This is a genomic window from Anaerobium acetethylicum, from assembly GCF_900096945.1.
In the GTDB taxonomy this organism is placed as follows: domain Bacteria; phylum Bacillota; class Clostridia; order Lachnospirales; family Lachnospiraceae; genus Anaerobium; species Anaerobium acetethylicum.
Genome location: NZ_FMKA01000009.1, coordinates 96,203 through 122,673, shown reverse-complemented (window position 1 = coordinate 122,673; position 26,471 = coordinate 96,203). Strand labels below are relative to the sequence as shown.

The window sequence follows — 26,471 nt, the reverse complement described above, 5'->3', positions numbered from 1 at the left end:
TCTACTTGTTCGGTGACTCGTTGGCTTCCATCAATTCCTGTACAACGAGAAGCTTCCCCAGGAAACGTCCCTTGTTTTTATCTCCGGTCATTACGTCAGTTAATCCGATCTGCACCTCTTCAATATTTACTGCTTCCTGAGAATTAGATTCAGCCATTTTTCTTCTCCTCTTCCCGGGCGTACATCAGATGAGATCCACTGTTCTTCTATCTTCAATCCGTCAATACCGCTTATGAGATCCGCGAAGGATTCTTCCGTCATATCTGTAAAATATCTTCCGTTTCTTTCTCCCTCAAATGTCCCATATTTAAAGGAAGTATAAATAATGCCGTCCGCTTTCAGGGCGTCTTTCATCCTGTTCAGTACAGGTTTCAGTTCTTCCTTGGACAAATGCAGAATGGAAGAACATGCCCAGATGCCGTCATATTCATTTTTTTCATCTAATTCATTGAAAAGAAGTTGTCTGACTTTGATTCCTGTATATTCGCTGGCCAGTTTGCAAAGTTCTTTTGAGCCATCCGTTGCTTCCACATGAAATCCCTGGTCCAGGAAATATTTCGTATCCCTTCCTGAGCCACAGCCGAAATCTAAAATGGCAGATCCGTTTTTCAATTTAGTTAAGAATCTGTTTTGTGTTTTCATGAAGTCCACGGAACTGGTTCCTTCAGCAAACTTTTTTGCATTCTTTTCGTAATATTCAATCGTATTAATCATACTTTATCTGCCTTTCTATCTTATTTCCCAGGGCGAATTATTCCGGTATACCTGCATTTTGGATAATTACTGCATCCCATAAACTTTCCGAATTTTCCACTCTTTTCTCTTAATGTTCCGCCGCACGCTGGGCAGATATCAGGATCATATTTCATCTTTATTTTAGCCATTTTCTCATCTGTTTTCTGTTTCACTGCAGGATTATTAGCCTTACAAGCCGTACAAGTTCCAAGATTTATATGACCAGCACCTCCATAGGATGTAAACTCATTCTCATTTGCGATCTTTCCGCAAAACTCACATTTAATCCAGCGATTACCATCAGAATCCCTGACTTGGGTCTCCTGCTGTGAAAAGTCAGATTCCATATTACGTTTGAAATCCTCTTCACGCTGGCGAATCTCAGCCTGTCGTTTTTCTTCTTCAACACGATGTTTTTCTTCCAGCTCAGCTATTCGCTTTTCAACTTCCGCCACCTTGCGCCGGCGTTCCTTCTCTGCTTCTTCCTTTAATATCTGCCGTTCTTGCTGATTGCGTTGCTCTTCTTCAAAAAGCTTCTTCAGATTTTCAGACCGCCGTTTTTCTTCTTTAACTCGTTTATCCTTTTCATTTTCAAGCTTATATTTGAAATCAGCCTCTGCCTTAGCCTGTTTCGATTCAAGTGTCTCGCCTTCATATATCACACATCCATTATCATCAATTGAAAATTCACTTAAGTATCCGTCTGCAAATAGGACCTCCTGCCATAACCCATCGATATCTTTGACATAGAATATTGCCTTCATCATAGCTTCACTGTACTCTGCATCTGCCACCTCTAAAAGCAAACAATAATTCTGCTTATTTTGAACTTTCATAAGGCCTTCAGGATACTGACCATCACTTCCGCCATTTTCAGCATCAACAACATAAATAATATGAATTCCCTGACTGTTGCCTTCCAGTATTTCAAGCTTTTCATCAGATAAATTTACCCTTTCATGGCAATAGCTTAACGCTACTTTCTTATCTCTGGATAAAAATGAGAATTCATATTTTCTACTGCTGCCATCAATAGCCTGGATTGGAACACGCATTTCCAGATCATTTGCCTTTAACTTGTCATCAAGCCAACATTTCAATACGATCTTAGAATCAACAGAAATCCTGCCCTCTGTAATCACATGGCACTCTTGATTAAATGCTCCATCCTTCAATCTGAAATGTTGCTCTCTAAGATTCTTATCTCCGGCCACAAGAATCAGATTGGCCCCGCATCCACAGGGACAAAACAATTCGCTATTCTGACTCTTTGCTCGGAGTTCTTTTAGCTTTTCTGGAATATTGACCTGTCGGCCATTGATAACCGTATAGATTGTTTCTATTCCTATATATTTTCCATCACACAGACATACAGTCCTTTGTGCCATATGTCCCTCACCTCCTGGTCTTTATACTGCTTTACTAAACATTTTTATTTGTTTTCTCAGTATTCATTTTCCTCTGTCATCCATATTTACAAAAAAACATTAAAACCACCTAAATTTTAGTTTATCAAACTTGTTTCGCAATTACAAATTAAATTTCATATATGCACGACACATTGCTATCTCGAAATACTGATTTTCCTTCAACCGTTATTCATACAGGCTTGTAACAAAAAAGCTCACATATGTAATGATAATAAATAGAGAAAATGGCAATTATTTGTACTTTTCGCTTTTTGCTCATTATACAACAAGAGCACTACAAATCATTTTCATGACTGTAGTGCTCTTGTTAAAATTCAAAAAATATACAAAAATAAGTCCCTTAATCCTCTTTGTTTTACGCCATTTTTTACCGCTTTTTTACGCCATCGTACCCCATTTTAGTACTAAATCACGCTATTCTACGACACATTGCAATATTTTTACAAAAGTCCGACCTTCCCCATATAGTCAGGGGTTTCAGGCACTTCCCTTATAACTCGTAAGGTGTAACCTGATATACATAATAATTCAACCAGTTCGTATAAAGATTATTCGCATGCGCCCTCCACTGGAGCCTTGGCTTCTTCGTATAATCGTCATCCGGATAATAATTCACAGGCAAATCGATATCAAGGCCTTTATCGAGATCCCTGACATATTCCGCATGAAGGGTGTACCGGTCGTACTCTGGATGCCCGGTCACAAATATCTGTTTCCCGTCCTCTGCCAATGCAAGGAACACGCCCGCTTCTTCTGACTCTGCCAGCATTGTCAGCCTCTTTTCGCTAAGGATGTCGTCCCTGGATACCGTGGTATGCCTTGAATGAGGGGCGAAAAATTCGTCATCGAATCCCCTTACGAGAGGCACTTTCCTGTTCAGGACGGTATGCGGATATATGCCGAACATCTTTTTGTCGAGCATCTGCTTCTGAATGCCGTAATGGTAGTAGAGGCCCGCCTGGGCACCCCAGCAGATATGGAGAGTCGAGGTAACGTAGGTCTTCGACCACTCCATGATATCCTTCAGCTCATCCCAGTAGTTTACCTCTTCAAAATCCATCTGTTCTACCGGCGCTCCGGTAATGATGAGACCATCGAATTTTTTATGCTTGATCTCATCGAAGGAGGAATAGAATTTGTTCAGATGGCTTGCGGAGGTGTTTTTCGAAACGTGGCTTGAGACGTTCAGAAAGGTTACATCTACCTGGAGCGGAGTATTCGACAATGCGCGGAGAATCTGGAGTTCTGTATCCTGTTTTACCGGCATGAGGTTCAATATTCCTATATTTAGAGGACGGACATCCTGATGCAGGGCACGGTATTCGTCCATGACGAATATATTCTCATGTTCTAATGCTTCCCTTGCCGGAAGATCGCTTTGTATTTTTATTGGCATCTTCTAAACACCTGCTTTCTTAGTGATAATGATTATTATAACATATTTTCAGATTTTTCATAGTATTTATAACTATATACGCTTTTCAGTTTATTGGATACCAGCCATAAGGGCTGAACATAGAGTTTCGCTTGCGAAACTCTCGCGCTGACGAGCAGTCGCTTCAGCGGCATATTCTTCTTGCTCGTCATGCGCCTCCTCGCGGAGCGTTTTTTATATGCAGGAAATTCAAGGAATTTCCTGCATATAAAAAACATGCCCTGGGGAAATCGATTCCCTGGGGCATGTCCTATTTATATTATTGGAGTAATATATTATGTGAGTTCAGATCTTTCTAATATTCCGGTGCGTACACTCTGTAGCCGGCTCTTTTTATCGCTTTTACAACTTCGTTGATCAGTACCGGAACAAGTGATAGTCCGATTACAAGCACCCAGTCGAATGGATTCAGCTGGAATACCTTAAATATTTTTGCCAGAGGCCCGACGCTGATCACAACCCACTGGATGAAGATTCCGAATACGATTGAAAGGAATAGCCATTTGTTCGTGAATAAGCCTACCTGGAAGATGCTCTTTGTTTCGCTTCTGACGTTTAGCGCATGGAAGAGCTGGGAAACGCTCAGGACTACGAATGCCATCGTTCTTGCATGGGTAAGCGTGTCTCCTGAGAGGCTTCCTTCATGAAGCACTGACAGGTCGTGGATTCCTGAATATCTCATTGCTCCGATTGCAAAAGCCGCAAGTGTAAGGAAACCGATTGTAGCACCATTGATTACAAGGAATGGTGTTCTTCCCTTAAAAACGCTGTCTTTTGGATTTCTTGGTTTTGCCTTCATAATATCCTTGTCGCCAGGATCAACGCCGAGGGAGAGTGCCGGGAAGCTGTCTGTTATAAGGTTGACCCATAACAAGTGGATCGAAAGCAGAGGTGTTGCCCATCCAAATAAAATAGCGAAGAACAGGGAGAATATCTCACCGATATTACAGGATAAAAGGAACATGATGGATTTTTTGATGTTCGCATAGATGTTACGTCCTTCTTCGACCGCAGATACGATTGTGGCAAAGTTGTCATCTGTAAGGACAACGTCTGCAGCGCCCTTCGCAACGTCTGTTCCGGTGATGCCCATTGCAACGCCGATATCAGCCGCCTTCAGCGAAGGCGCATCATTAACGCCGTCACCTGTCATGGATACGATATTCCCGTCTCCCTTGAATGCTTTTACAATTCTCACCTTGTGTTCAGGGGATACCCTTGCAAATACTCTTAAGCCTTTTACTTTATCGATCAGCTCATCATCCGTAAACTCATCGAGTTCAACGCCGGATATTGTCTGTGCTGGTGAATCTGCGATTCCGAGCTCTTTTGCAATTGCAAAAGCTGTTTTCTGATGGTCGCCTGTAATCATGATTGTCCTGATTCCTGACTGTCCGCAGGTTGCGATTGAATCGCGTACTTCAAGCCTTGGCGGATCGATCATTGCAACGAGGCCGAGGAACACGAGCTCGCTTTCCATTCCATCCTGATCCAGATCGCTTGATGTAACTTCTTTGAATGCAGAGCCGAGAACACGAAGTGCATCGTCGGAAAATCTGTTGGCAGCTGCCATAAAGTCTTTTTCGATTTTTTCCGTCATCGGAACGATTTCGCCATTGATATATGCTTTTGTTGATAATTTCAGGAGGTTGTCGGTAGCGCCTTTTGTCATTACATAGTATTTTCCCTCGTATGCATTCACTGTCGACATCAGCTTTCTGTCTGATTCGAAAGGAGCTTCGTTTACTCTTGGATGGGTTTTGTTCAGCTCATCTTTTCTGATGTTATATTTGTTTCCGATGTTGATCAGAGCGATTTCCGTAGGATCTCCGGTGCTTCCCTCCGCATTGGAAGAAGCATCGCTGCAGAGTACGATATTTTCAATCAGAAGCCTCTGTACCGGATCCTTGATGTCCACTTTGCTTTCCGCAACGACCTGCCCGTTCACGTAGAATTTCTGGACAGTCATCTTGTTCTGTGTCAGGGTGCCCGTCTTATCGGAGCAGATTACGTTAACCGCACCAAGTGTCTCTACGGAAGGAAGTTTACGGATAATGGCATTTTTCCTGACCATTTTCTGTACGCCCATAGCGAGAACGATGGATACGATTGCAGGCATGCCTTCCGGAATGGCTGCTACGGCAAGTGAAATCGCTGTCATGAACATAACGAACATATCTCGTTTTTGCAATACTGCAATAGCGAACATGGCAACACACACGACAAGTGCGATAATGCCGAGAAGGCTACCGATTTCTGCCAGTTTTTTCTGTAACGGCGTCTTTTCTTCAGGCTGCTTCAGCATGTTTGCGATATGTCCGATTTCAGTTTCCATACCAGTTGCTATTGCGATGCCTGTTCCTCTTCCATTTGTTACAAGCGTTGAAGAGAACGCCATATTTTTCTTGTCCCCCAACGGAACTTTTTCGTCTGTTATTAAAAGATTTGCATTTTTGTTTACAGGTACCGATTCTCCTGTGAGGGAAGATTCTTCGATTTGGAGGTTTGCACCTTCGATCAGCCTCAAATCGCATGGAATATACCTTCCTGCATCTAAAACAACGATATCTCCCGGTACGATTTCCTCGGAATTCACTTCCACCATTTCGCTGTTACGCACAACGTATGCTTTCGGTGTTGAAAGTTTCTTCAGGGCCTCCATGGATTTTTCCGCCTTTGCCTCCTGTGACACGCCGAGTACAGCATTGAGGATCACGACGACGCCGATGATGGCCATATCGCTTATTTCACCCATAAATCCCGAAATAGCTGCTGCTATTAAGAGGATGTAGATGAGCGGGTCATTCAGCTGAGCAAGAAACAGCTCCACAATACTCTTTTTCTTGCCTTCCTCCAATTTGTTCAAGCCGTACTTTTCACGTCTTTCTTCCACTTCTTTTGTGGTAAGCCCTCTTTCCGGGTCTACCTGCTGTGATTTTAGAACTTCGCTGATTTCCTGATTATAGTACATGATGTTCCCCTTTCTGACTTTGTAACTATTCAGGGCCACGCCCTTCATCGTCACAACTGATGCACACAAATTGCAAAACCAGCAATTTGGCACATGTGTAACTCGGGTTTTTATGCAAAATCAGCACAAAAACACCTCGCGGCATAGCAATTCTGAACAGTCACCTGATTTCTTTTTGCTTATGCAGGCTTCACACTCACTGTCGCATAAGATCACTTTTCTTCCAAAAACTATTCAAACATCTTTTTTTTAACCGCCGTTTGTGCAACATTCTCTTCCATAATCTGTAGGACCGCAACAAAAAAAGACCTTTGGTTTATATTTATATAAGCCAAAAGTCTCGCAATTTAATAATTATCCGGGATTTCTCCGTGATGACGAATAATTAGCGTTTTCACGCTTGCTACTCCCTTTTAGTGAGCCGTTTCATTTCAAGATGCCTGGTTTCCGCATCCAGCGCCAGCATTTTAACTTCCATGGTTTCATATATGAACCATTTCATTTATCATTTACGCGTCATCTTGATTACTCATATTCTAATTCATCACGGTTCATGTATCAATTTAAAAAGCAGTGTTTTTCGTTCTTTTTTGTAACATTCGTTGGTTTAACAAAAAAGTCGTCTGTTCATTATTGGCACAGCGATTCATTTTGTAACATCAAAGTCAATACTGCCTGCACTGGCTTCAAAGTCCAGTGCGTCAGTATAATTGCCAGTGAATGAAATTAACATTTATGCCAGTTTTAGAAAACCGCAAGGAAGAAGCGGACTACGACAGCAAACTGACGAACTCTTCTTCGGTTATGATTTTCACGCCGAGTTCTTTTGCCTTCTTGTTTTTTGATGATGAAGACGCGGCATCGTTGTTGATCAGAAAATTGGTCTTTGCTGTGACGGAACCGGTTACTTTTCCGCCCTTTGATTCAATGATGTCCTTGACTTCGTTGCGGTTGGCGAAATGCTCGACGCTTCCTGTAATGACGAAATTCATGCCGGTGAAAATCTTTTCTTCTGCACTGACAACGGGGGCGGCCTCGATTTCCAGCTCCTTCAGAAGGTGGTCCAGTTTCCTGTTGTTCTCTTCCTTTTCAAAATATGCTGCAAAGGTATCCGCGATGATCGGGCCGATCCCGGCAATTGCATTCAGTTCCTCCCTGGTGGCTTTCCTTACTTTTTCCAGGTCAAATCCAAGTTCCCTGCAGATTACTTTTGCGTTGGAAAGTCCGACATTCTCGATCCCAAGGCTGTATATGAGCTTTGGCAGAGTCGTCTTCCTTGATTTTTCGATGGTTTCAATGAGGTTGACATAGGATTTTTCGCCGAAGCCTTCCATTTCCACAATCTCGTCCCTGCGTTCTGCAAGATGGAATATGTCTGCGTATTCATGTATGAAACCTTTCTGGATCATTTTTTCAAGAGTTGCTTCGGAAAGCCCTTCCATGTTCATGGCATCGCGGCTGACGAAAAGCGTGAAGGATTTTATTTTTTTCGCCTGGCATTCGGGGTTTGTGCAGTACAGGGCCTGAACGTCGTTGGCCTGCCTGATTTCAGTTGCTCCTCCGCAGACAGGGCATGTTTCAGGGATGTCCCTGACGCCGCTGCGCGTATGGTTGGATGCTACCTGTGGGATAATCATGTTCGCCTTGTAGACTTCGATGGTATCTCCCGCACCAAGCTCCAGGCTCTTCATGATGCTGATGTTGTGCAGGGAAGCGCGGCTGACTGTGGTGCCTTCCAGCTCCACCGGTTCGAATACGGCGATCGGATTGATGAGGCCGGTTCTTGACGGGCTCCACTCCACATAAAGGAGTTTCGTTTCCTTGATCTCGTCTGCCCATTTGAAGGCTATGGCATCCTTTGGAAATTTTGCAGTTCTTCCCTGGGATGCGCCGTATTCCATATCGTCATAGAGGAGCACCAGACCGTCGGACGGAAAATCATTATACTGTATGCTGCTTTCGAATTCCCTGACTGTCGTCTCAAGATTTTGTGCTGTGACAGCCTTGTATTCCACTACTTCAAAGCCCAGTGTCTTAAGCCATCTGAACTGTTCTTCCCTTGAATTCCCGAAATCCAGGTCGTCTGCTTTGACCAGTGAAAATGCGAAGAAATTCACGTTTCTCTTCGCCGTTATTTCGTTGTTGAGCTGGCGGACGGAACCGCTGCAAAGATTTCTCGGATTTTTGTATTTTGCATTTACGTCTTCTATTTCTGCGTTTATTTTTTCAAAATCGGAATAGGTGATGACTGCCTCTCCCCTGATGATGAGTTCATCCTTAAAATTGATGGAGTGGGGAAGGTTCTTGAATACCTTTGCATTGGGGGTTATGACTTCCCCGATTTCGCCGTTGCCCCTCGTAACGGCTTTCTGAAGCTCTCCGTCACGATAGGTGAGCACGATGGTCAGGCCGTCCAGTTTCCAAGACAGGAGAGCCTTCTGGTTTCCTACCCAGCTAACAAGCGCTGATACGTCCTTTGTCTTGTCCAGGGAAAGCATGGGTTTTTCATGCCTCTCCTTCGGAAGCTGGTCCAGGGATTCGTATCCGACCTGAGCTGACGGACTCCCGGCCATGATCATGCCTGTTTCATCCTCCAGCTCGAGCAGCTCATCATAAAGCCTGTCATACTCGAAATTGCTCATGATTTCCGTATCCTGCTGATAGTATGCCTTACCGGCTTCGTTCAGTATCTTTACCAGTTCTTTTATTCTTTTTATCTTATCTTCCATTACGTGATCTCCTCGGAGGTTGTTGTTTATTATGTTGTTTCTATGTTGTTATTTGTATTTTTCATGACAGCCGTCAATACCGCAATTCTACTTCTGGTATCCCCTGCTTTTGTTCTGGGGTTTCCTGTTGCCTGGCTTCTGGTTCGTGAAATTTTCTTTCTTATAACCAGGCTTATTCCCTGCCGGCTTCTGCTTCGCATTTTTCTGTAGTTCCTGCTTATATGGGGTGGTTTTCTGGGATGCTGGTTTCCCGGATGCTGGTTTCCCGGATGCTGGTTTCTGGAATGCCGGCTTCTGGGATTCTGGTTTCTGAGATTCTGGTTTCTGGGATGCCGGTTTCCACGATTCAGGCTTCCCTGATTCATGCTTCCCTGATTTAGGCTTTCCGGATGCTGGCTTCCTGGATTCATATTTCTGGGATTCCGGCCTTTTCCCGCCTGCTGCCGGGATCACCGTGGTGTTTGAAGAATTTTCCATCAATGAATTGAGGACCTTCAGTTCGGCATCGGTCACGTTCCGGTATCCGCCTACCTGAAGTTTCCCCAGGCGGATATTCATGATCCTGATTCGCTGGAGTCTGGTAACCCTGTAGCCAAGGTATTCGCACATCCTTCGGATCTGTCTGTTCAGGCCCTGGGTCAGGACTATCCTGAAGGTGTATTTTCCCGTCGCCTCAATCTCGCATTCCCTGGTTATGGTATCCAGTATCGGCACGCCTGAGGACATATTTTTTATGAAATCAGACGTTACGACCTTATTGACAGTTACCAGGTATTCCTTCTCATGCATGTTTCCAGAACGCATCATTTTATTTACGATGTCGCCGTTGTTGGTCATAAGAAGCAGGCCTTCCGACTCCTTGTCGAGCCTTCCGACCGGATAGATCCTCTGCTTGAAGCCGATGAAATCCACGATGTTATCCGGCTCCCTCTTATCCGTGGTACACACGATTCCAACCGGCTTGTTCACTGCAATGAGTATCATCTTTTCTTCCGGTTCTACGAGTTTCCCATCAACGCTGATCTGCTGGGACGGGCTGACCTGTTCACCCATTTCAGCCTTTCTGCCGTCTACCAGCACTTTGCCTTCCTCAATCAGGCGGTCTGCCTCACGTCTTGAGCAGAATCCGGCATCGCTGAGGTATTTGTTGAGCCTCACCGTCTCCTGTCCGTTTTCATTTATATGTTCCACTGATTCTCTTTTTATAGTTGTCATATTCTCTCTTTCCTGTCTGCGAATGCATACTGTTGCGCTTATTGCACAGGGTTTATTTTATCACACTTTCATTTATTTGTAACCATTCAGTCATGTTAAGCGGGCATTGATGATAAATAAATGTTGCTGTTCACAGATGAACAGTAACACGCTTCGCATAAACAAGGCATTAACAGCAGTCAACAAATCATCCCCTTTATGCATGGATATTTTTTTCAATTAAATCTGTTTTTCTCAATATTAGTAAGATATAATTATATGATACCAGATAATACAATCCCAGAAAGCAGGAAATATGTTATGAAAAACATCCATGATTTTTTCAATAAGAAACAAACCATATTAACGATCAGAGGTATTGGAATTATTTATTTAATCGCTATCATTATCAACACAATCTTTTTTTATGGACAATATATGTATGAAACTTTTTTAGGATCCGGTTTATGCGGTATTATAGCCGCCTTTATGATAGGTTACAAAATCCCCTCTCGGAAAGCAGCACATAACAAAGATAAAAAATCTAATACCTAATCACAATAAGGAATCAGGCCCGTGAACGCTATTCACGGGCCTGATTCCTTATCGCCAGCTTATTTGGTACCTGGTACCATTTTTCAAGCTTATTTGGTACCTGGTACCATTTGTTTATAATTCGATTTTATCCAATATTCCAGAAAGATAAGCAAGTACTGTCCCATAATTCGACATCGGCACTTTCTGGCTTCTTGCAGAATCTATCCTGTTCATCACGTATTTCCGGTTGAACATGCAGGCTCCGCACTGTATGACCAGGTCATACTCCGTGAGGTCTTTGGGGAAGTCGGTACCGCTTACGATATCGATGTGAAGCCCCTGTCCGATCCTGTTGCGGAGCATCCTTGGAAGCTTTTCCCTTCCGATATCCTCCTCGAGAGGAGCATGGGTGCAGGCTTCCGCTATGAGCACCCTGGAATCCTCCGTGAGGCTGTCAACGGCCGCTGCGCTTTCCGCATAGTATTTGATGTCTCCCTTGTATCCGGCGAAAAGGACTGAGAAAGAGGTAAGCATGCTCTCTTCTGGTTTCTTTTCATAAACGGTCTTGAACACCTGGGAGTCGGTTATGATAAGCTTCGGCGGTGCCGAGAGGCTCGACAGGGCGGCATCCAGCTTGTCCGTGGTACAGCTTGTTACAATCGCCTTTTTGTCAAGCAAATCTCTCATAGTCTGTACCTGCGGCAGGATCAGACGGCCCTTTGGAGCCTGGATATCCTGTGGCATTACCAGAAGAACCACGTCGCCTTCACTGACCAGATGGCCGGTTATGCTGGCCGCCTCATAGTCTTCCGGAAGCTTTCTCATGATTTCTTCCCTGATCTTTTCGACGCCTGTCTTTGTCTTTGCGCTGATCATCAGGGGTTCTTCTCCGCTGGCATCAAAAAACGCCTTGAAAATAGCGCCTGGATCTTCCAGTTCATCAATTTTGTTGATGATTATGATGTACGGTGTCTTCTGCTGTTTCAGAAGCTTTATCCATGCAAGCTCCTCGTCTATGTCAGCGTCACAGGTCACTATCAGGGCGATATCAGTCTTTTTCAAGGCTTCCTTCGTCTTCTCGACCCTCATTCCGCCAAGCTCTCCGACATCGTCGTAGCCTGCCGTGTCTATGAGGACGCAGGGGCCGATGCCGTAAATCTCCATTGTTTTGTAGACTGGATCTGTAGTAGTGCCCGCAACATCGGATACAAGCGCCGTGTTGTGACCGGTCAGGGCATTGATCAATGTGGATTTTCCGCTGTTTCTCTTCCCGAAAATCCCTATGTGAAGCTGGTTTGCTCTTGGTGTTTCATGTAAGCCCATAAGCGTCCTCCTTTAGAAGCGGAAATCTCTCTTTCCATCGTGCAGTTCCACAAGATGTTCCTTTGCGATTGCTTTTACTTTTTCGTTGGTAATATTCTCTACTTCTCTTGCAATAAGGGCTTCGCCTTTTTTCTGCGTATCTTCTGAAGCATAGTCTTCCAGGTATTCTTTCAGGGTCATCAGCGCGTTAGGCTGGCAGCAGTTGGCAATCTGTCCTGATTTGACGAGCTTCATAAAACGGTCTCCTGTTCTGCCTTCCCTGTAGCATGCGGTACAGAAGCTTGGAATATAGCCCATCTCAAGCAGCCAGTTTACAACCTGGTCAAGGGTTCTTTTGTCTTCAACGTCAAACTGTGCCGAATTGTCATCTTCCGCTTCTTCTTCCACGTATCCGCCGACGCTAGTCCTTGAACCGCCGCTCAGCTGGGTAACACCGAGGTTCAGCACTCTTTCCCTTGTAGCCTTGGATTCACGGGTAGAAACGATCATTCCTGTGTAAGGAACTGCTATACGGAGAATTGCTACGATTTTTTCGAAAATTTCCTCTGAGATGGCATTTTCAAAGTCTTCCGTATCGATGTCGTCTGCAGGACGGATTCTAGGAACGCTGACAGTGTGAGGTCCTACGCCCATTGCCGCTTCAAGATGCTCTGCGTGCATCAGGAGCCCGATGAAGTCATAACGGTACATGTTGAGTCCGAATAATACGCCTATTCCAACGTCATCGATTCCGGCTTCCATGGCGCGGTCCATGGCTTCTGTATGGTATGCGTAGTCATGTTTTGGTCCTGTCGGATGAAGCGCTTCATAATTTTCCTTGTGGTATGTCTCCTGGAATAGAATGTAGGTTCCGATTCCGGCATCCTTCAGTTTCGCATAGTTTTCCACAGTTGTTGCGGCAATATTTACGTTTACACGGCGGATTTCACCGTTTTTATGTTTGATCGAGTAAATTGTCTTGATGCTTTCGAGCACATATTCAAGAGGGTTGTTTACAGGATCTTCGCCTGTTTCCAGGGCAAGACGTTTGTGTCCCATATCCTGAAGGGCCATGACTTCCTGCACGATTTCTTCCTGTGTAAGCTTCTTTCTTGCGATATGTTTATTTTTCAGGTGGTAAGGGCAATATGTGCAGCCATTGATGCAGTAGTTCGAAAGGTAAAGAGGCGCGAACATGACGATCCTGTTGCCGTAGAATTTCTGTTTGATTTCCTTTGCCAGTTTATAAACCTTTTCGTTTTCATCCTGAAGGTCGCATTCCAGAAGGACTGCTGCTTCCCTGTGGGAAATTCCCTGCATTTTTGACGCTTTTTCGATGATGCTTTCAATGAGCTCCCTGTTGCTCTTATTAGCCTGTGCGTATGCCATGGTATCGAGGATTTCCTCGTCGCTGATGAATTCTTCTGCTTTTTTTGATTTTACGTCGTACATGTCTTCTTCTCCTTTGTTCTGTCGGGATCATGTCCCCGTTGTCTTATTGTCATTTGGTGGAACATATATAGTATCAAAACTGCTTATATAAGAGGCTGAAAATCTCCCCGTTCATTCACAAGACGGTAGCCGATTGATTCCATTCGGCCCTGCAGGCACATTCTGCATTCTGCCGCTTCATCCCCTGTGCAGATCTTATTGTCATACAGTTCATAATTCTTTCTTACATCGACCGGAGACAGGTTCGGCATCACCACATTTGCGCCTGAAAGTATGCCCTCTTCCCTTCCCCTCGGATTGATGGTTCCCAATGCCGTGGTAGACGGAATGTTCGCATTCGGTATCAGGAGCCTCAGTATGGCAATCAGGAGAAGCGTCAGCTCGTAGGAGCCTTTCTCCTGGTCAGCGAAAGGCGTCTGATGATGGGGGAGGAACGGTCCTATGCCGATCATCTCCGGCTGGAATTCTTTTATGAAAAGCAGGTCCTCTGCCAGATTCTCAGGCGTCTGATATGGCGAACCCACCATGAAGCCTGTCCCTACCTGATATCCGATATCCTTCAGGTCGTAAAGACATTTTTTTCTCGCTTCGAGTGTCAGCCTTTCCGGATGAAGCTTCGCATAGTGGTCTGCATTTGCAGTCTCATGCCTCAGCAGATAGCGGTCAGCCCCGGCCTCAAAATAGCGCTTGTAGCTTTCATAGCTTAATTCTCCCGCCGACAGGGTAATCGCGCAGTCCGGATGCTTCTCCTTGATGGATACGATGAGATCGGTCATGATATCGTCATTGAAGGCTCCGTCCTCACCGCCCTGCAAAACATAAGTGCGGAAGCCCAGCTCATACCCGATGTCGCAGCATTTCAGGATGTCTTCCTTCGAGAGGCGGTACCTGTCGACCTCCCCGTTGCTGCGCCTGATCCCGCAGTAGTAGCAGTCGTTTCTGCAGTAGTTTGAAAACTCTATGAGACCCCTTGTATAGATCTTATCCCCGAAAATGCTCTGGGCTGTCTTTCTGGCTTTTTCCCTTATATATGCAAAATCCTCTGCCGTGTATCTGGTGAGTAGCTCTATGAATTCCTCTTTATGCAGTGTCCTGTCGCGCTCTAGTCTGTCGATTAATGCTCTGATCTCAGCCATGCTTATTTACCACCTTCTTCTTATATTTTAGAATATACTGTCTTAGTCGAAACATGCGGAATCATGCCCAGCTTACCCGACAGACTGCTTATTACATCATTCGATGCATCTATGATCACGCTGATTACGGATATGCCCCTTTTGTGATACGGTACACCCATTCTGCCCACTATATACTGTCCGTATTCGTGCAGGACGTTGTTGATCCTCTCGGATGAGGCATTATCCTCCACGATAATTCCGATTAATGCGATTCTTGTCTCCATGCTCATTCCCTCCTTAATGCGTCCTCTCATGACAGCCCGGATGATTGCCTCCCCCGAATAAAAAACTCCGATACGCAACAAAAACCCCAGGCGCAAAAAGGCCTGGGGTACAGTGATAAAGGGATCTCCGAAATCCCGTCATCTTTATAATATCCCGCCTTTTCACTCGGGCGTACCCTCGTGCTCAGAACGAATTTATTTTCTTAGATATAAGTATATCTCAAATAAGCTAGCTTATCTGAGATATACTGTTTATTATGTTATATTTTTATCATACTTTCCGCTAAATTGCAATACTTTTATGCAATGCACTGTTTTTAGAACAAGTTACGGTTCGCTTAGTGAACATCAACACGCTTCGCGATGCACAAAAAAATGATTGAAATACACCATTTCGCACTACATGACTAAGGTGTGAACAGTTCCTTTCAAACAATAGCTCTGCCTTACATTACATCGCCATATACATGATCATGCTCGCTGTAATGATGGGCCTGTTCGAGCATCATATCCTTCACCTTCATCAGCCTTACCTGGGAGCTTCTTTCATTCTCGTCAAGCTTCATCACGATGAACTTGATGCTTTCCTCCATCTGAGGAATCATAACATGCTCCAGCGCATTTACACGGCGTCTTGTCTTCTCAATCTCCGCCGCAAGAAGCTGGCAGGATTTTTCAATCTCAGCAAGCTTGAGCATATCCGGAAGAATGTCCGAAAGGTATTTTACCGAGTCATCAAGATCGCTTGATGTAAATGCAAATCCATATGAATAGATGTCGTTTGCATCAGGAGTCTTTGTCTTATAGTGAAAAACCGGAATGTCAACGCTCATTACATTCCTGGACCCTATTTCAAGGTATACTTCCTGTTTTGGCGCCATCAGGGCAACATTGAGAACTTCATCCGTCGTGACCGCCCTTGCCAGTACAAACTTTTTGTTTGCCTCGAGAATGCCCTTTTCGACTTCCTCCCTGAGGGTCTTGTTCTGACGCACAAGCTCCAGGAACTGGCGCATAAGTTCATCCCTCTTGTCTTTTAAAAGCTTATGTCCACGCCTTGCAACCACCAGCTTCTTTTTCAAGCGGGTAAGTTCCATTCGCGTTGGATTCACATGTGCCGTAGCCAATATCCCAGCCTCCTTTCCTCTGACAGCCTGTTAGTCCTGCCCGTAATACTGATCAAGGAATTCGTCCTTGATCCTCTTGAGCTCAGTCCTTGGAAGGATGGAAAGCAGCTTCCAGCCCAGGTCCAGTGTCTCTTCAATGCTCCTGTTCGTCAGGTAGCCCTGAGATACATATTCGTTCTCGAATGCATCTGAAAACTTCGCATAGAGCTTATCTATTTCGGTAAGGGCTGCTTCACCTAATACTACCATAAGTTCCTTTGCTTCTTTTCCTCTTGCATAGGCAGCAAACAGCTGGTTCATCGTATTTGCATGATCGGCTCTTGTCTTACCATCTCCAATTCCCTTGTCTTTCAGACGCGAAAGCGAAGGAAGTACGTCGATTGGCGGTGCAATGTTCTGACGGTAAAGTTCACGGCTCAGAATGATCTGCCCTTCCGTTATATATCCCGTAAGGTCAGGAATAGGATGGGTCTTGTCATCTTCTGGCATTGTCAGGATTGGAATCATGGTGATGCTGCCTGCTTTGCCTTTCAGACGGCCTGCTCTTTCGTATAAAGAAGCGAGGTCGGTATACATATATCCCGGATATCCACGGCGTCCTGGAACTTCTTTTCTGGCTGCCGAAACTTCACGAAGAGAATCCGCATAGTTTGTGATATCAGTCATGATAACGAGAACATGCATGTTCTTCTCGAATGCAAGGTATTCCGCTGCGGTAAGCGCCATTCGCGGAGTCGCGATACGTTCTACGGCTGGATCGTTTGCAAGATTGATGAACATGACCGCTCGGTCAATTGCTCCTGTTTCTTTGAAGCTTTCTGTAAAGAAATTGGCTTCTTCGAACGTGATACCCATTGCTGCAAATACAACCGCAAAAGGTTCTTCTGTTCCCCTAACCTTAGCCTGCCTTGCAATCTGCGCCGCAAGCTGGGCATGAGGAAGTCCGCTGGCCGAGAATATTGGCAGCTTCTGTCCCCTTACCAGGGTGTTCAGGCCGTCAATAGCCGAAACGCCTGTCTGGATAAATTCCTGCGGATAGTTTCTGGCAGCCGGGTTCATTGGCAGACCATTTATATCCATCCTTTTTTCCGGCAGGATCTCAGGTCCGTTGTCGATCGGACGTCCCAGACCGTCGAAAACACGGCTCAGCATATCTTCCGATACTCCAAGTTCCATGCTTCGGCCAAGGAATCTGACCTTGCTGTTAGAAAGGTTGATGCCTGTTGAGCTTTCGAAAAGCTGCACCAGTGCATTTCCCTTGTCTATTTCAAGTACCTTGCAGCGGCGTTTTTCACCGTTTGCAAGTTCTATTTCACCAAGTTCGTTGTAGGTGACGTCTTCGACGCCGCGAACAAGCATAAGAGGACCGGCAACCTCCTGAATCGTTCTATATTCCTTTGGCATTAGGCTTCCTCCCTCCTGGATAAGTCTTCAATCTCACGTTCTAATTTATGCATGATATCCTGATATTCCTTTTCGATATTTTCGCTTGCGATGTATTTGAAACGTCCGATTTTTTCACGGACTCCCATCTTAACAAGATCATCGATCCTGATGCCTTTCTGAAGCGCTTCAAGGCCCATGTCATAGAAGGCAAGTACAAGTCCCATCATTTTGAACTGCTTCCGGGGCGGCGTATAGGTATCTACTTCATGGAATGCATCCTGATGCAGGAAATCTTCCCTGATCGAACGGGCTGCCTCAAGCTTCAGCCTGTCTCCTGCTGAAAGAGCATCCATACCGACGAGCTTTACGATTTCTTCCAGTTCGGATTCATCATGAAGCATCTTCATGATCCTTGCCCTGGTTGCCATCCAGGCTTCATCTACATTTCCATTGAACCAGCCGCTCATGCTGTCGCCGTAAAGCGAGTAGCTTGTAAGCCAGTTGATTGCAGGGAAATGCCTTCTGTAAGCCAGATTTGCATCGAGTCCCCAGAACACCTTTACGATTCTCAGGGTTGCCTGAGAAACAGGCTCTGATATATCTCCGCCCGGAGGTGAAACCGCTCCGATTACCGAAAGGGCGCCTTCTCTTCCGTTTTTGCCAAGGGAGATCACTCTTCCCGCTCTTTCGTAAAACTGAGCCAGGCGGCTTCCCAGATAGGCTGGATAGCCTTCTTCACCAGGCATTTCTTCAAGACGTCCGGACATTTCACGGAGGGCCTCTGCCCATCTTGATGTCGAATCAGCCATAAGGGCTACCGAATAGCCCATATCGCGGAAATATTCCGCAATTGTGATGCCTACGTAAATGGAAGCCTCACGTGCAGCAACCGGCATGTCGGATGTATTTGCAATCAGAACTGTCCTCTGCATAAGCGAATGGCCAGTCTTTGGATCCTTCAGTTCTGGAAATTCGTTCAGAACGTCCGTCATCTCGTTTCCACGTTCTCCGCATCCTATATAGACGACGATATCTGCTTCAGCCCATTTTGCAAGCTGATGCTGTACAACAGTCTTTCCGCTTCCGAAAGGACCCGGAACTGCCGCAACGCCTCCCTTTGCAATCGGGAAAAGCGTATCTATTACCCTCTGCCCTGTGATCAGGGGCATGTCTGGCGATAATTTCTGTTTGTACGGACGTCCGCGGCGTACCGGCCATTTCTGCATCATCATAACATCAATGGTACTTCCGTCTGCCGATTCGATCACGGCAACCGTATCCGTTATCGTATAATCCCCTTCGTTAATTGACTTGATTGTTCCAGCCACGCCAAAAGGAACCAGAATCTTATGGGCAACAATTTCCGTTTCCATAACCGTTCCCAGAATGTCTCCGCTTTCGACTTCATCTCCCACGGATGCCGAAGGAACAAAATGCCATACAGTATCCCTTTTCAAGGATGAAAATTCAACGCCCCTTGTCAGGTTGCTGCCTGTTGCATTCATGATATCAACCAGCGGCCTCTGTATACCATCAAAAATACTTCCAATAAGTCCAGGTCCAAGTTCAACGCTAAGGGGCGCCCCTGTAGATTCAACCGGCTCTCCAGGTCCCAGGCCCGAAGTCTCTTCGTATACCTGAATGGAAGCCTGGTCGCCGTGCATCTCTATGATTTCTCCGATAAGGCGCTGTCCGCTTACACGAACCACATCGAACATGTTAGCATCACGCATACCTTCCGCAATTACAAGCGGTCCTGCAACTTTCTTTATGGTGCCTTTGCTCATTTCCTATTCACCTGCTTCTTTTTATTTTTATCAAAGCGGATATTCGCAACCGCTTTTGCTGCCTGCCCGTAACGAGTTTTCAACAATCCGTAACATCAGTTTTACATCATTATCTGTTTTCATTAAAGATAATATCGGAACCTACCGCCTGTTCCACGGATTTCCTTACATTCATGATGCCCATTCCGGTGTTTCCCGCAACGCCCGGAATCGGTATGATTGCCGGAGTCTCGCTGCTTCGGTATGCATCGATTTCTTTTTCAAGTTTTGCCTGCAGCGCCTCCGTTATATAGATAACGGCATATTCGCCGCTTGCAAGCCTTTTGAGCATCTTTGCTCCTGCTTCGGGTGTGCTGACAGGGAACGTCTCCAGTCCCAGTGCCGCAAACCCATAAATACTGTCCCGGTCGCCTAAAACTGCTATTTTATACATACATATCCCTCAGCCTTTCCCTTATTGAATTTTCCGGAAGGCCGTTCAGCTTGCCGGACAATAAGATTCTCACAGTCTTTATTTCATTCTCACGCGCCAGAATATAGGCCGCAAGCGGTTCTATTGTAAATGGATTGTATTTCTGGGGCTTGATGAGTTCCACGATCCTGTTGTCGCACCATCTTTCAAAAGCAGACGGCGATTCCATTAACAGCTGTGCCGCCTCGTGGTAATCAGTTCCTTCCAGATAGCTGCTTATGGCTTCCATTCCGGAAAGGGCAGCTTCAGCAAGCTTTTCCGTATCCAGGCTTGTACACGAAGCAAGAGCCCTTTTGAAAAACTCCCTGTTCTTTCCTGTTCTGCTGCCTCTGACGGCGATATTGATGTCGGCAACTGCCGTCTTCAGTTCCGCATATTCCGCAAGCAGTTTGCTTCCTGATGTCCTGCCCTTCTGGCCGATTGCCTCAAGCACCGCCTTATCAAGAATAATCTCGCAAAGCTGTCCGTCTCCCGTATGCATCTGCACCTGGAACGCCTCTTCTGCAGCCGCCCTCATGAATTCAGGAAGTTCCGAAAAGTCATGGTGCTTCACAGCATTAATGATAATATCCTTGTCAATCGTTCCGTTATTGAAATAAATTCCTGGTACTTCTTCCTGTACATAAGTCTGCTTAATAGCCGCTTTCAGATTATGGAAATCTTTTTCATACAGGAAAACATCAAATACTGACATGTCATCCACCAGTTCTCTGATGAGATCCCATGTTTTTTCACGCTCGGCTGCAAGAAGCTGTTCAGCTGTCTCCTCACCAGACTTTCCCCATCCCTGATCCGAAAGGATTCTGAGACAGTCTTCATATCTGGTGCAGGCCATAAGCTGCTCAAGGTCTGTCTTGTCAAACAGCCTCAATTCCTTCGAACGGATACGTGCTACGGCGTAAGTATAAAGCGAATCAGCCATTTAATATTCCTCCGTTTCATGAATTGAACAGCAATGCGCTCACCTTATCCTGCAGGTTTTCACGCGCTGCAGAAAACAATGCCTCAAATGAACAGTTTTCTTCGATATCCCCATATATAAGAATGAATCCGCCATCGATATCCCTGGACATGTCTGAAATCCGAAGGGATGCATCCGGCTTATCTGAAATGGCATTCTTAATTTCCTTTTCAAACTGTCCCGGCAGGCGTTTTCTGTCATCCTTGGAAAAGACGATTTCTCCCTGCTGGTTCAATGCATGTTTTTTCACCATTTTCAGGATCGTCTCGAAATAATCCTGATCAGGGAGATCCAGTAAAGATTTTCTGGCGCCGTCAATTGCATCACTCATGATCTGCTGCTTTGCTTCGAGAATAATCTTTTTCTCCTGCAGGAGGGCTGCGGATTCTCCGCGATCAAGGACTGCTTTCACGTCCTGCGCAGATCTGCTGTTGATTTCCGCTCGTTTCTTTTCGCCTTCCACATTTGCAGCATGGATGATTTCACCGGCTTTTTTATTCGCTTCTTCAATTATTTTTTCAGCATTTTCCAAAGCATTATCTTCGATATGCTTCAGTATCTTCTCTAATCCGGTCATCGCCAAACTCTCCTAACTTTTTATATGTTGATGCCTCCGATTCCTGTGATTGCCAGGATGGAAATGAGCAGTGCAAGGATGGCATAGGTTTCTACCATGGCTGGGAAAATCATAGCTTTACCGAACTGTTCCGGTTTTTTTGCCACAACACTGATACTTGCAACAGATGCACGTGCCTGTGCGATTGCTGAACCATAACCTACGATAGCCATTGGAAGGCATGCTGCAAGGTATAAAAGCCCTTTTGCCAGTGACATGTTGCTGTCCCCGCCCAATACACCGATCTGTGAAAGGGTGATGAACGCAATCAGAAGACCATAGATACCCTGGGTACCCGGAAGAAGCTGAAGGATCAGAACCTTACCGAACTTTGACGGATCCTCTGTGATGACTCCTGCTGCTGCCTCGCCGCCCATTCCAACACCTTTTGCAGAACCGACACCTGACATTAATGCTGCTAAAACTGCTCCTGTCAACGCAAATACAATACCTAATTTATCCATTTTTCATCGTCTCCTTAAACTTATAATATTTTGTGTGTACACCAAAAGGGTTGAACTTTCGCCCTCCGCCTTCATAAAACTTGCCAAAAAACTCAACATACTGCAGACGCGTAGCATGCACATAAGCACCAAGGGCATTTATCGCAATGTTCAACGCATGACCCGCTACTACGATCACTGTAAAAACAACTGCTCCCAGAGGAATCCCTGCTGTCATGGCTGCCATCTTGTTTATTACAGAGCATATTACTCCTGTTGCCAGGCCAAGTGCCAGAAGACGCGAATAGGAAATCACGTCGCTGAGATAACCTGTAATTCCGTAAAGCGCATACAGCCCTTTTAAAAAGCGCTTGAATGGATTTTTCGATTCCCTTCCATTGGTTGCTGTAATTCCAGCTGCCGAAATCAAAGCCACTACTCCTGCTACCCTGCTTACAGAAGACGGGAGGATGAAACTCAGATTCACGGTATTTACAAATACCTCCATAGACAATAGCATGAGAATGCAGCTTATCAGAAGCAGATCCCAGAAGATGACATCATAGAGCATCCCTTTGAAATCCTTCTGCTTATAGCACTGATAGAGTTTCATTCCTAAACCTGTTAAGAGATGGATGCATCCTAATGCCATGGAAAAAACCAGCATCCTCATAGGCTCATTGATAGGCAGGAACCATAATGCAGGGATGGTGACTTTTTGCCCGAAGAACGTTTCCGATACGATATCAACCAAATCTCCGAAATAGCTTCCGAACATGACGCCCCAGAAAACGGTTGAGATACCACAGAACAGGAACATCTTGAGCGCATTCCTCATGGAATCCTCCAGCCTGTCCTTATATCTGATCAGAGCCCATCCACAGCCAGCGGTCATAATCAGTCCGTATCCCGCATCCGAAAGCATCAGTCCAAAAAGCACATAATAGAACAATGACATTACCATGGTAGGATCCACTTCATTTTTGCCGGGAAGACTAAAGGATTCAACCGTCCCGATCAGCGGAGCAGAAAATCCGTTGTTTTTCAGTTTGACCGGCACATCTTCCTCCTCATCCGGATCCTCAAATTCAATATGAAGCGTAAATCTTTCATTCAGCTTCTCCGCAAGACCTTCCGCCTCTTCCTGCGGTATGTATCCTGTCAGTACAAATACACTGTTGGACTGCAGAAGACCGCTCAATACGCCATATTTCTCAAGACGCATCGTCTCGTAATCGGTAAAGAACTTGAATTCTTCCCTTCTGGCAGCATACTTCCGGATTTCATCCATTGCCTCCTGAATGCTCTTTTCCGTAACCGCCATGTGGTTCTCCAGATCCCGGATCATCTCCGCAGGCGACTTGCTTCCTGCTATGGAAGGATATGAAAATCCGGCTGCCCGCAATTCATCTGATACAGATGATTCCTTCTCTTTGGTACAAAGCACGAATATGCAGGTCTGTTCAACTGACGTGCTGATGATATCAACATTGACAGGATCCAGATCAGCCAGCTGGCCATAGATTCTTTCCAGTGTCCACTCTCCCGGAAGAACACCTATGAAAGCAGCAGTTTCCTTCGTCCCCTTGAAAAGCAGCGGTATGTCCAATGTAACCCATGGAGACAGGACCTCGATCTGCGTCTTCTGTTTCAGTATTTCAGCCTTACCTTCGGCTATTTTCTTTTCCAGGTCATATACGTGCTTAGACGCATGGACCATTTCGTCATGTCGGATTTGGAACTCATCATATTCCTGTGCCGGAACTTCTTCCCTTCCATTCAGAACTGAGAGTTTAGACTTTTCTTCTTTCGAATAGACTTCAAGAATTTCAAGAGCACTTTTTCCAAGTGCAATATTTTTTTCAAACCCATTGACTGCTGCGAAAACATCAGTCTTGCGAAACACTCCGTCTTCCTGCAGCACGTCATTCAGTTCAATCACTCCGCAGCGTTGCAGTAATTCCAAAATATGCTTGCGATCCTTTTTCAGAGCGCATATGCATATACGCTGCATCTTTAACACTGCCATAATACAAACACCTCCTTGCTGTCATAATTTCAGCTAATCTCTTCTTAAAGCTAAATCACTTCTGAAATGATAATATCAAGCACTCCTTTTTCCTTGCTTTTCACCATTTCTTTGAGGAAGAGAACCTCTTTTTCAGCACGCTGGAGAGCCTCTGCCATAACCCGGGCATTTTTTTCCTGTGCTTTCTCAAGTTCACTGGCAGCTGTAGCAGAAACCTCCTTTGTCAAATTCAGCATCAATGCTTTGGCATCCTGTTGTGCTTTCTGAATGATCGCTTCGCTTTTTGCAACGGCATCCTTTTCTGTATCCGCAGCGTTTAGTTCTGCCTTTCGGACAGCATCCACTGTTTCTTTTGCCATTTCCTCACCTCCTGCCATCAAAATAAGTATGAATAATAAATTGCCCATTGTCATGCAAACATTTTCTCACAATCCGCTTCAAAAAACAAAGAAAACTGTCACATAGTTTCTCATCCATATACCAGAGTGCATAACAATATAAAATTAATTATATATTATGCCGTCATTATTTACAAGAAAATCACTCCAACAAATCTTAATTTTACATTTTTGTTTAAAAATTCACAAAAAAGAACTCCCGCACGAGAGCCATATTGGCTGCCGTACGGGAGTTCTGAACAGTTACTCTGTCATTTACAATTCAAATTCTACGAAAGAGCTGCTATATCTTATTCTGCAATTGAAGTGTACATGAAGTATTTAAATCCAAGAGGAGATGCATAGAATCCTTCTAAGCTGTCTGATTTCAGATAAAGGTCTGTATAGTAGTAGATAGGGATAATCGGCATTTCTGCTGCTAAGATCGCTTCTGCATCATGCATTGCAGCATATCTTTCTTCCTGGTCGGATGAACTCTTGACCGTTTTGACTAAAGCATCATATTCCGCATTTGACCAGTTGGCATCATTATTTCCGCCATCTGTTACCCACATGTCAAGGAATGAGATAGGATCGTTGTAATCCGCTAACCAGCCGTGACGGGCAACCTGGAATTCTCCTGCAACTCTTGTCTCAACAAATACATTCCAGTCCTGTGAAGAGATCGTAACGTTGAGTCCAAGGTTTTCACTCCACATGTTCTGGATCGCTTCCATAACAGATTCATGTCCCGGGTTGCACATTAATTCGATTGTAGGAAGTCCTTCTCCGTTTGGATATCCGGCTTCTTCAAGAAGTGCTTTCGCTTTCTCGATGTTTCCTTCATAATCTTCAACATCATACCATTTTTCTGCAACATCGCGGAATTCTTTAGATGTATCAACATCGGAAAGACCCATACCTACGAATGTATCCGCTGGCACCTGTCCGCCGCCTGTAACGCTTTCACAGATGAAGCTTCTGTCGATTGCAAGTGCAAGTGCCTGTCTTACTTTTGCATCTGAAAGCTCTTCTTTTTCAGTATTGAGGCAGAGGAAATATGTTCCCAACTGTCCTTCTGTGTATAATCCATTGTCAGTCATTGCTGCAATCTCTTCGCTTGGAAGATCATCCGCAAATAAGATTTCTCCGTTTTTGAAAGCAGAAAGGATTGTATTCTGGTCTTCCATAAGAACGAAGTTGATTTTGTCTGGTCCAAGTTTTGCTAAATCATAGTAGTTTTCATTTTTTTCATAAACCATTTTTGACTGGTGTTCCCATTCAGTCAGCACATATGGTCCATTTCCAACATAAGTTGAAGGATCAGTTGACCATGTATCAGGGTTCGCTGAAACCAGGTCTTCTCTTAATGGATAGGTTGTTGGGAATGCACAGATTTCAAGGAAGTATGAAGTAGGATTTACGATCGTAACTTCAAAAGTCTTGTCATCAACTGCTTTTACTCCTAATTCACTTGGAGCTTTATCGCCACTCATGATTTCTGAAGCATTTACGACCATTTCAGTCATATAGTTATATTCGGAAGCAGTTGCAGGATCCACTGCTCTCTGCCATGCGAATACGAAATCTTTAGCTGTTACAGCTTCTCCATCAGACCATTTTGCGTCGTCACGGATTGTAAAAGTGTAAACAAGTCCATCATCGCTTACTGTGTAGCTTGCAGCCTGTGCTTCAACAACTTTGCCTTCTGAGTCGATCTTCATAAGCCCCTCGAAAGCGTGGTTGATTAATGTAGCGCCATCAACTGTCGTGTTGAGTGATGGGTCGATTGTGCCTGGTTCTGGTCCGCAGTTTACGCTGAGTTCAAAAGCTCCATCTGCTGATGGCTTGGTTGTTTCTTCCTTGTTGTCGCCGCCGCAGCCTGCTAAAACTGTAGAGAACATGGAAACGAGTAATGCCAACGCGATTACGGATTTCTTCATTTCGATTTTTTTCATTTGTGTTCCTCCTTGTTTTTGGTGTATTTTCTGCCTTTCTGTCTTTCTGTCTTTGGAGACACGGGCAGTTCTATAGAAGCCTTATGGCATATATAGCACTTGATGATATTTGAATACCCCATATCAAA

At 44.9% G+C, this 26,471-nt stretch carries 22 protein-coding genes; 1 reads left to right on the top strand and 21 read right to left on the bottom strand.

Features of this window, described 5'->3' with window-relative positions; translation table 11 throughout:
• Position 1 precedes the first annotated feature (1 nt).
• The 7 genes from BJR36_RS20285 to rluF all read right to left on the bottom strand — a co-directional run bounded on the left by BJR36_RS20285 (position 2) and on the right by rluF (position 10,515).
• Complete coding sequence (locus BJR36_RS20285) at positions 2 to 157, bottom strand: hypothetical protein (RefSeq protein WP_169823648.1); 156 nt, start codon at positions 155 to 157, stop codon at positions 2 to 4.
• Entirely contained in the window at positions 127 to 714 is a 588-nt protein-coding gene (locus BJR36_RS09480) for a class I SAM-dependent methyltransferase (RefSeq protein ID WP_091233274.1), read from the bottom strand. Before BJR36_RS09480 ends, BJR36_RS20285 begins: the two co-directional genes overlap by 31 nt.
• Before the next feature lie 20 nt (positions 715 to 734).
• Positions 735 to 2,123 (bottom strand): topoisomerase DNA-binding C4 zinc finger domain-containing protein, encoded by a 1,389-nt coding sequence (locus BJR36_RS09475; RefSeq protein WP_091233272.1) that lies wholly within the window; start codon positions 2,121 to 2,123, stop codon positions 735 to 737.
• A gap of 532 nt (positions 2,124 to 2,655) precedes the next feature.
• Positions 2,656 to 3,561, bottom strand: a complete 906-nt coding sequence (gene metA, locus BJR36_RS09470) for a homoserine O-acetyltransferase MetA (RefSeq protein ID WP_091233269.1) — start codon at positions 3,559 to 3,561, stop codon at positions 2,656 to 2,658.
• Between the two features lie 334 nt (positions 3,562 to 3,895).
• Positions 3,896 to 6,571 carry a cation-translocating P-type ATPase gene (locus tag BJR36_RS09465; RefSeq protein WP_091233267.1) on the bottom strand — a complete coding sequence of 892 codons (2,676 nt, stop codon included), beginning with the start codon at positions 6,569 to 6,571 and terminating at the stop codon, positions 3,896 to 3,898.
• Between the two features lie 770 nt (positions 6,572 to 7,341).
• The gene (gene ligA / locus BJR36_RS09460) at positions 7,342 to 9,300 is read right to left on the bottom strand and encodes an NAD-dependent DNA ligase LigA (RefSeq protein ID WP_091233265.1); all 1,959 of its coding nucleotides are present in this window, start codon (positions 9,298 to 9,300) and stop codon (positions 7,342 to 7,344) included.
• Positions 9,301 to 9,387: 87 nt separating this feature from the next.
• The gene (gene rluF / locus BJR36_RS09455) at positions 9,388 to 10,515 is read right to left on the bottom strand and encodes a 23S rRNA pseudouridine(2604) synthase RluF (RefSeq protein ID WP_091233262.1); all 1,128 of its coding nucleotides are present in this window, start codon (positions 10,513 to 10,515) and stop codon (positions 9,388 to 9,390) included.
• Positions 10,516 to 10,815: 300 nt separating this feature from the next.
• Between rluF and BJR36_RS09450 the strand changes: the two genes are divergently transcribed.
• Entirely contained in the window at positions 10,816 to 11,049 is a 234-nt protein-coding gene (locus BJR36_RS09450; RefSeq protein ID WP_091233260.1) for a hypothetical protein, read from the top strand.
• Positions 11,050 to 11,163: 114 nt separating this feature from the next.
• Here the strand turns inward: BJR36_RS09450 and hydF are convergent, their stop codons facing one another.
• The 14 genes from hydF to BJR36_RS09380 form a co-directional block, all read right to left on the bottom strand.
• Positions 11,164 to 12,354, bottom strand: a complete 1,191-nt coding sequence (hydF, locus tag BJR36_RS09445; protein WP_091233257.1) for a [FeFe] hydrogenase H-cluster maturation GTPase HydF — start codon at positions 12,352 to 12,354, stop codon at positions 11,164 to 11,166.
• Between the two features lie 12 nt (positions 12,355 to 12,366).
• Positions 12,367 to 13,785 carry a [FeFe] hydrogenase H-cluster radical SAM maturase HydG gene (gene hydG, locus BJR36_RS09440; RefSeq protein WP_091233256.1) on the bottom strand — a complete coding sequence of 473 codons (1,419 nt, stop codon included), beginning with the start codon at positions 13,783 to 13,785 and terminating at the stop codon, positions 12,367 to 12,369.
• A gap of 83 nt (positions 13,786 to 13,868) precedes the next feature.
• Positions 13,869 to 14,921 (bottom strand): [FeFe] hydrogenase H-cluster radical SAM maturase HydE, encoded by a 1,053-nt coding sequence (gene hydE, locus BJR36_RS09435; protein WP_330387878.1) that lies wholly within the window; start codon positions 14,919 to 14,921, stop codon positions 13,869 to 13,871.
• 20 nt (positions 14,922 to 14,941) lie between these two features.
• The gene (locus BJR36_RS09430; RefSeq protein ID WP_091233253.1) at positions 14,942 to 15,187 is read right to left on the bottom strand and encodes a TM1266 family iron-only hydrogenase system putative regulator; all 246 of its coding nucleotides are present in this window, start codon (positions 15,185 to 15,187) and stop codon (positions 14,942 to 14,944) included.
• Positions 15,188 to 15,633: 446 nt separating this feature from the next.
• Positions 15,634 to 16,314 (bottom strand): V-type ATP synthase subunit D, encoded by a 681-nt coding sequence (locus tag BJR36_RS09425; RefSeq protein WP_091233250.1) that lies wholly within the window; start codon positions 16,312 to 16,314, stop codon positions 15,634 to 15,636.
• 30 nt (positions 16,315 to 16,344) lie between these two features.
• Positions 16,345 to 17,718, bottom strand: a complete 1,374-nt coding sequence (locus BJR36_RS09420) for a V-type ATP synthase subunit B (RefSeq protein WP_091233247.1) — start codon at positions 17,716 to 17,718, stop codon at positions 16,345 to 16,347.
• Complete coding sequence (locus BJR36_RS09415) at positions 17,718 to 19,487, bottom strand: V-type ATP synthase subunit A (protein WP_091233245.1); 1,770 nt, start codon at positions 19,485 to 19,487, stop codon at positions 17,718 to 17,720. The genes BJR36_RS09420 and BJR36_RS09415 overlap by 1 nt, the downstream gene beginning before the upstream one ends.
• 109 nt (positions 19,488 to 19,596) lie before the next feature.
• Positions 19,597 to 19,920: a V-type ATP synthase subunit F gene (locus BJR36_RS09410; RefSeq protein ID WP_091233242.1), complete on the bottom strand. Its 324-nt coding sequence runs from the start codon at positions 19,918 to 19,920 to the stop codon at positions 19,597 to 19,599.
• Complete coding sequence (locus tag BJR36_RS09405; RefSeq protein WP_091233239.1) at positions 19,913 to 20,881, bottom strand: V-type ATPase subunit; 969 nt, start codon at positions 20,879 to 20,881, stop codon at positions 19,913 to 19,915. Before BJR36_RS09405 ends, BJR36_RS09410 begins: the two co-directional genes overlap by 8 nt.
• Before the next feature lie 16 nt (positions 20,882 to 20,897).
• The gene (locus tag BJR36_RS09400) at positions 20,898 to 21,497 is read right to left on the bottom strand and encodes a V-type ATP synthase subunit E (RefSeq protein WP_091233236.1); all 600 of its coding nucleotides are present in this window, start codon (positions 21,495 to 21,497) and stop codon (positions 20,898 to 20,900) included.
• Positions 21,498 to 21,517: 20 nt separating this feature from the next.
• Entirely contained in the window at positions 21,518 to 22,000 is a 483-nt protein-coding gene (locus BJR36_RS09395; protein ID WP_091233232.1) for a V-type ATP synthase subunit K, read from the bottom strand.
• Positions 21,993 to 24,008 carry a V-type ATP synthase subunit I gene (locus BJR36_RS09390; RefSeq protein WP_242875510.1) on the bottom strand — a complete coding sequence of 672 codons (2,016 nt, stop codon included), beginning with the start codon at positions 24,006 to 24,008 and terminating at the stop codon, positions 21,993 to 21,995. Before BJR36_RS09390 ends, BJR36_RS09395 begins: the two co-directional genes overlap by 8 nt.
• 50 nt (positions 24,009 to 24,058) lie before the next feature.
• Positions 24,059 to 24,367: a hypothetical protein gene (locus BJR36_RS09385; RefSeq protein WP_091233229.1), complete on the bottom strand. Its 309-nt coding sequence runs from the start codon at positions 24,365 to 24,367 to the stop codon at positions 24,059 to 24,061.
• A gap of 329 nt (positions 24,368 to 24,696) precedes the next feature.
• Positions 24,697 to 26,343 carry a peptide ABC transporter substrate-binding protein gene (locus tag BJR36_RS09380; RefSeq protein ID WP_242875509.1) on the bottom strand — a complete coding sequence of 549 codons (1,647 nt, stop codon included), beginning with the start codon at positions 26,341 to 26,343 and terminating at the stop codon, positions 24,697 to 24,699.
• Between the last annotated feature and the right edge of the window lie 128 nt (positions 26,344 to 26,471).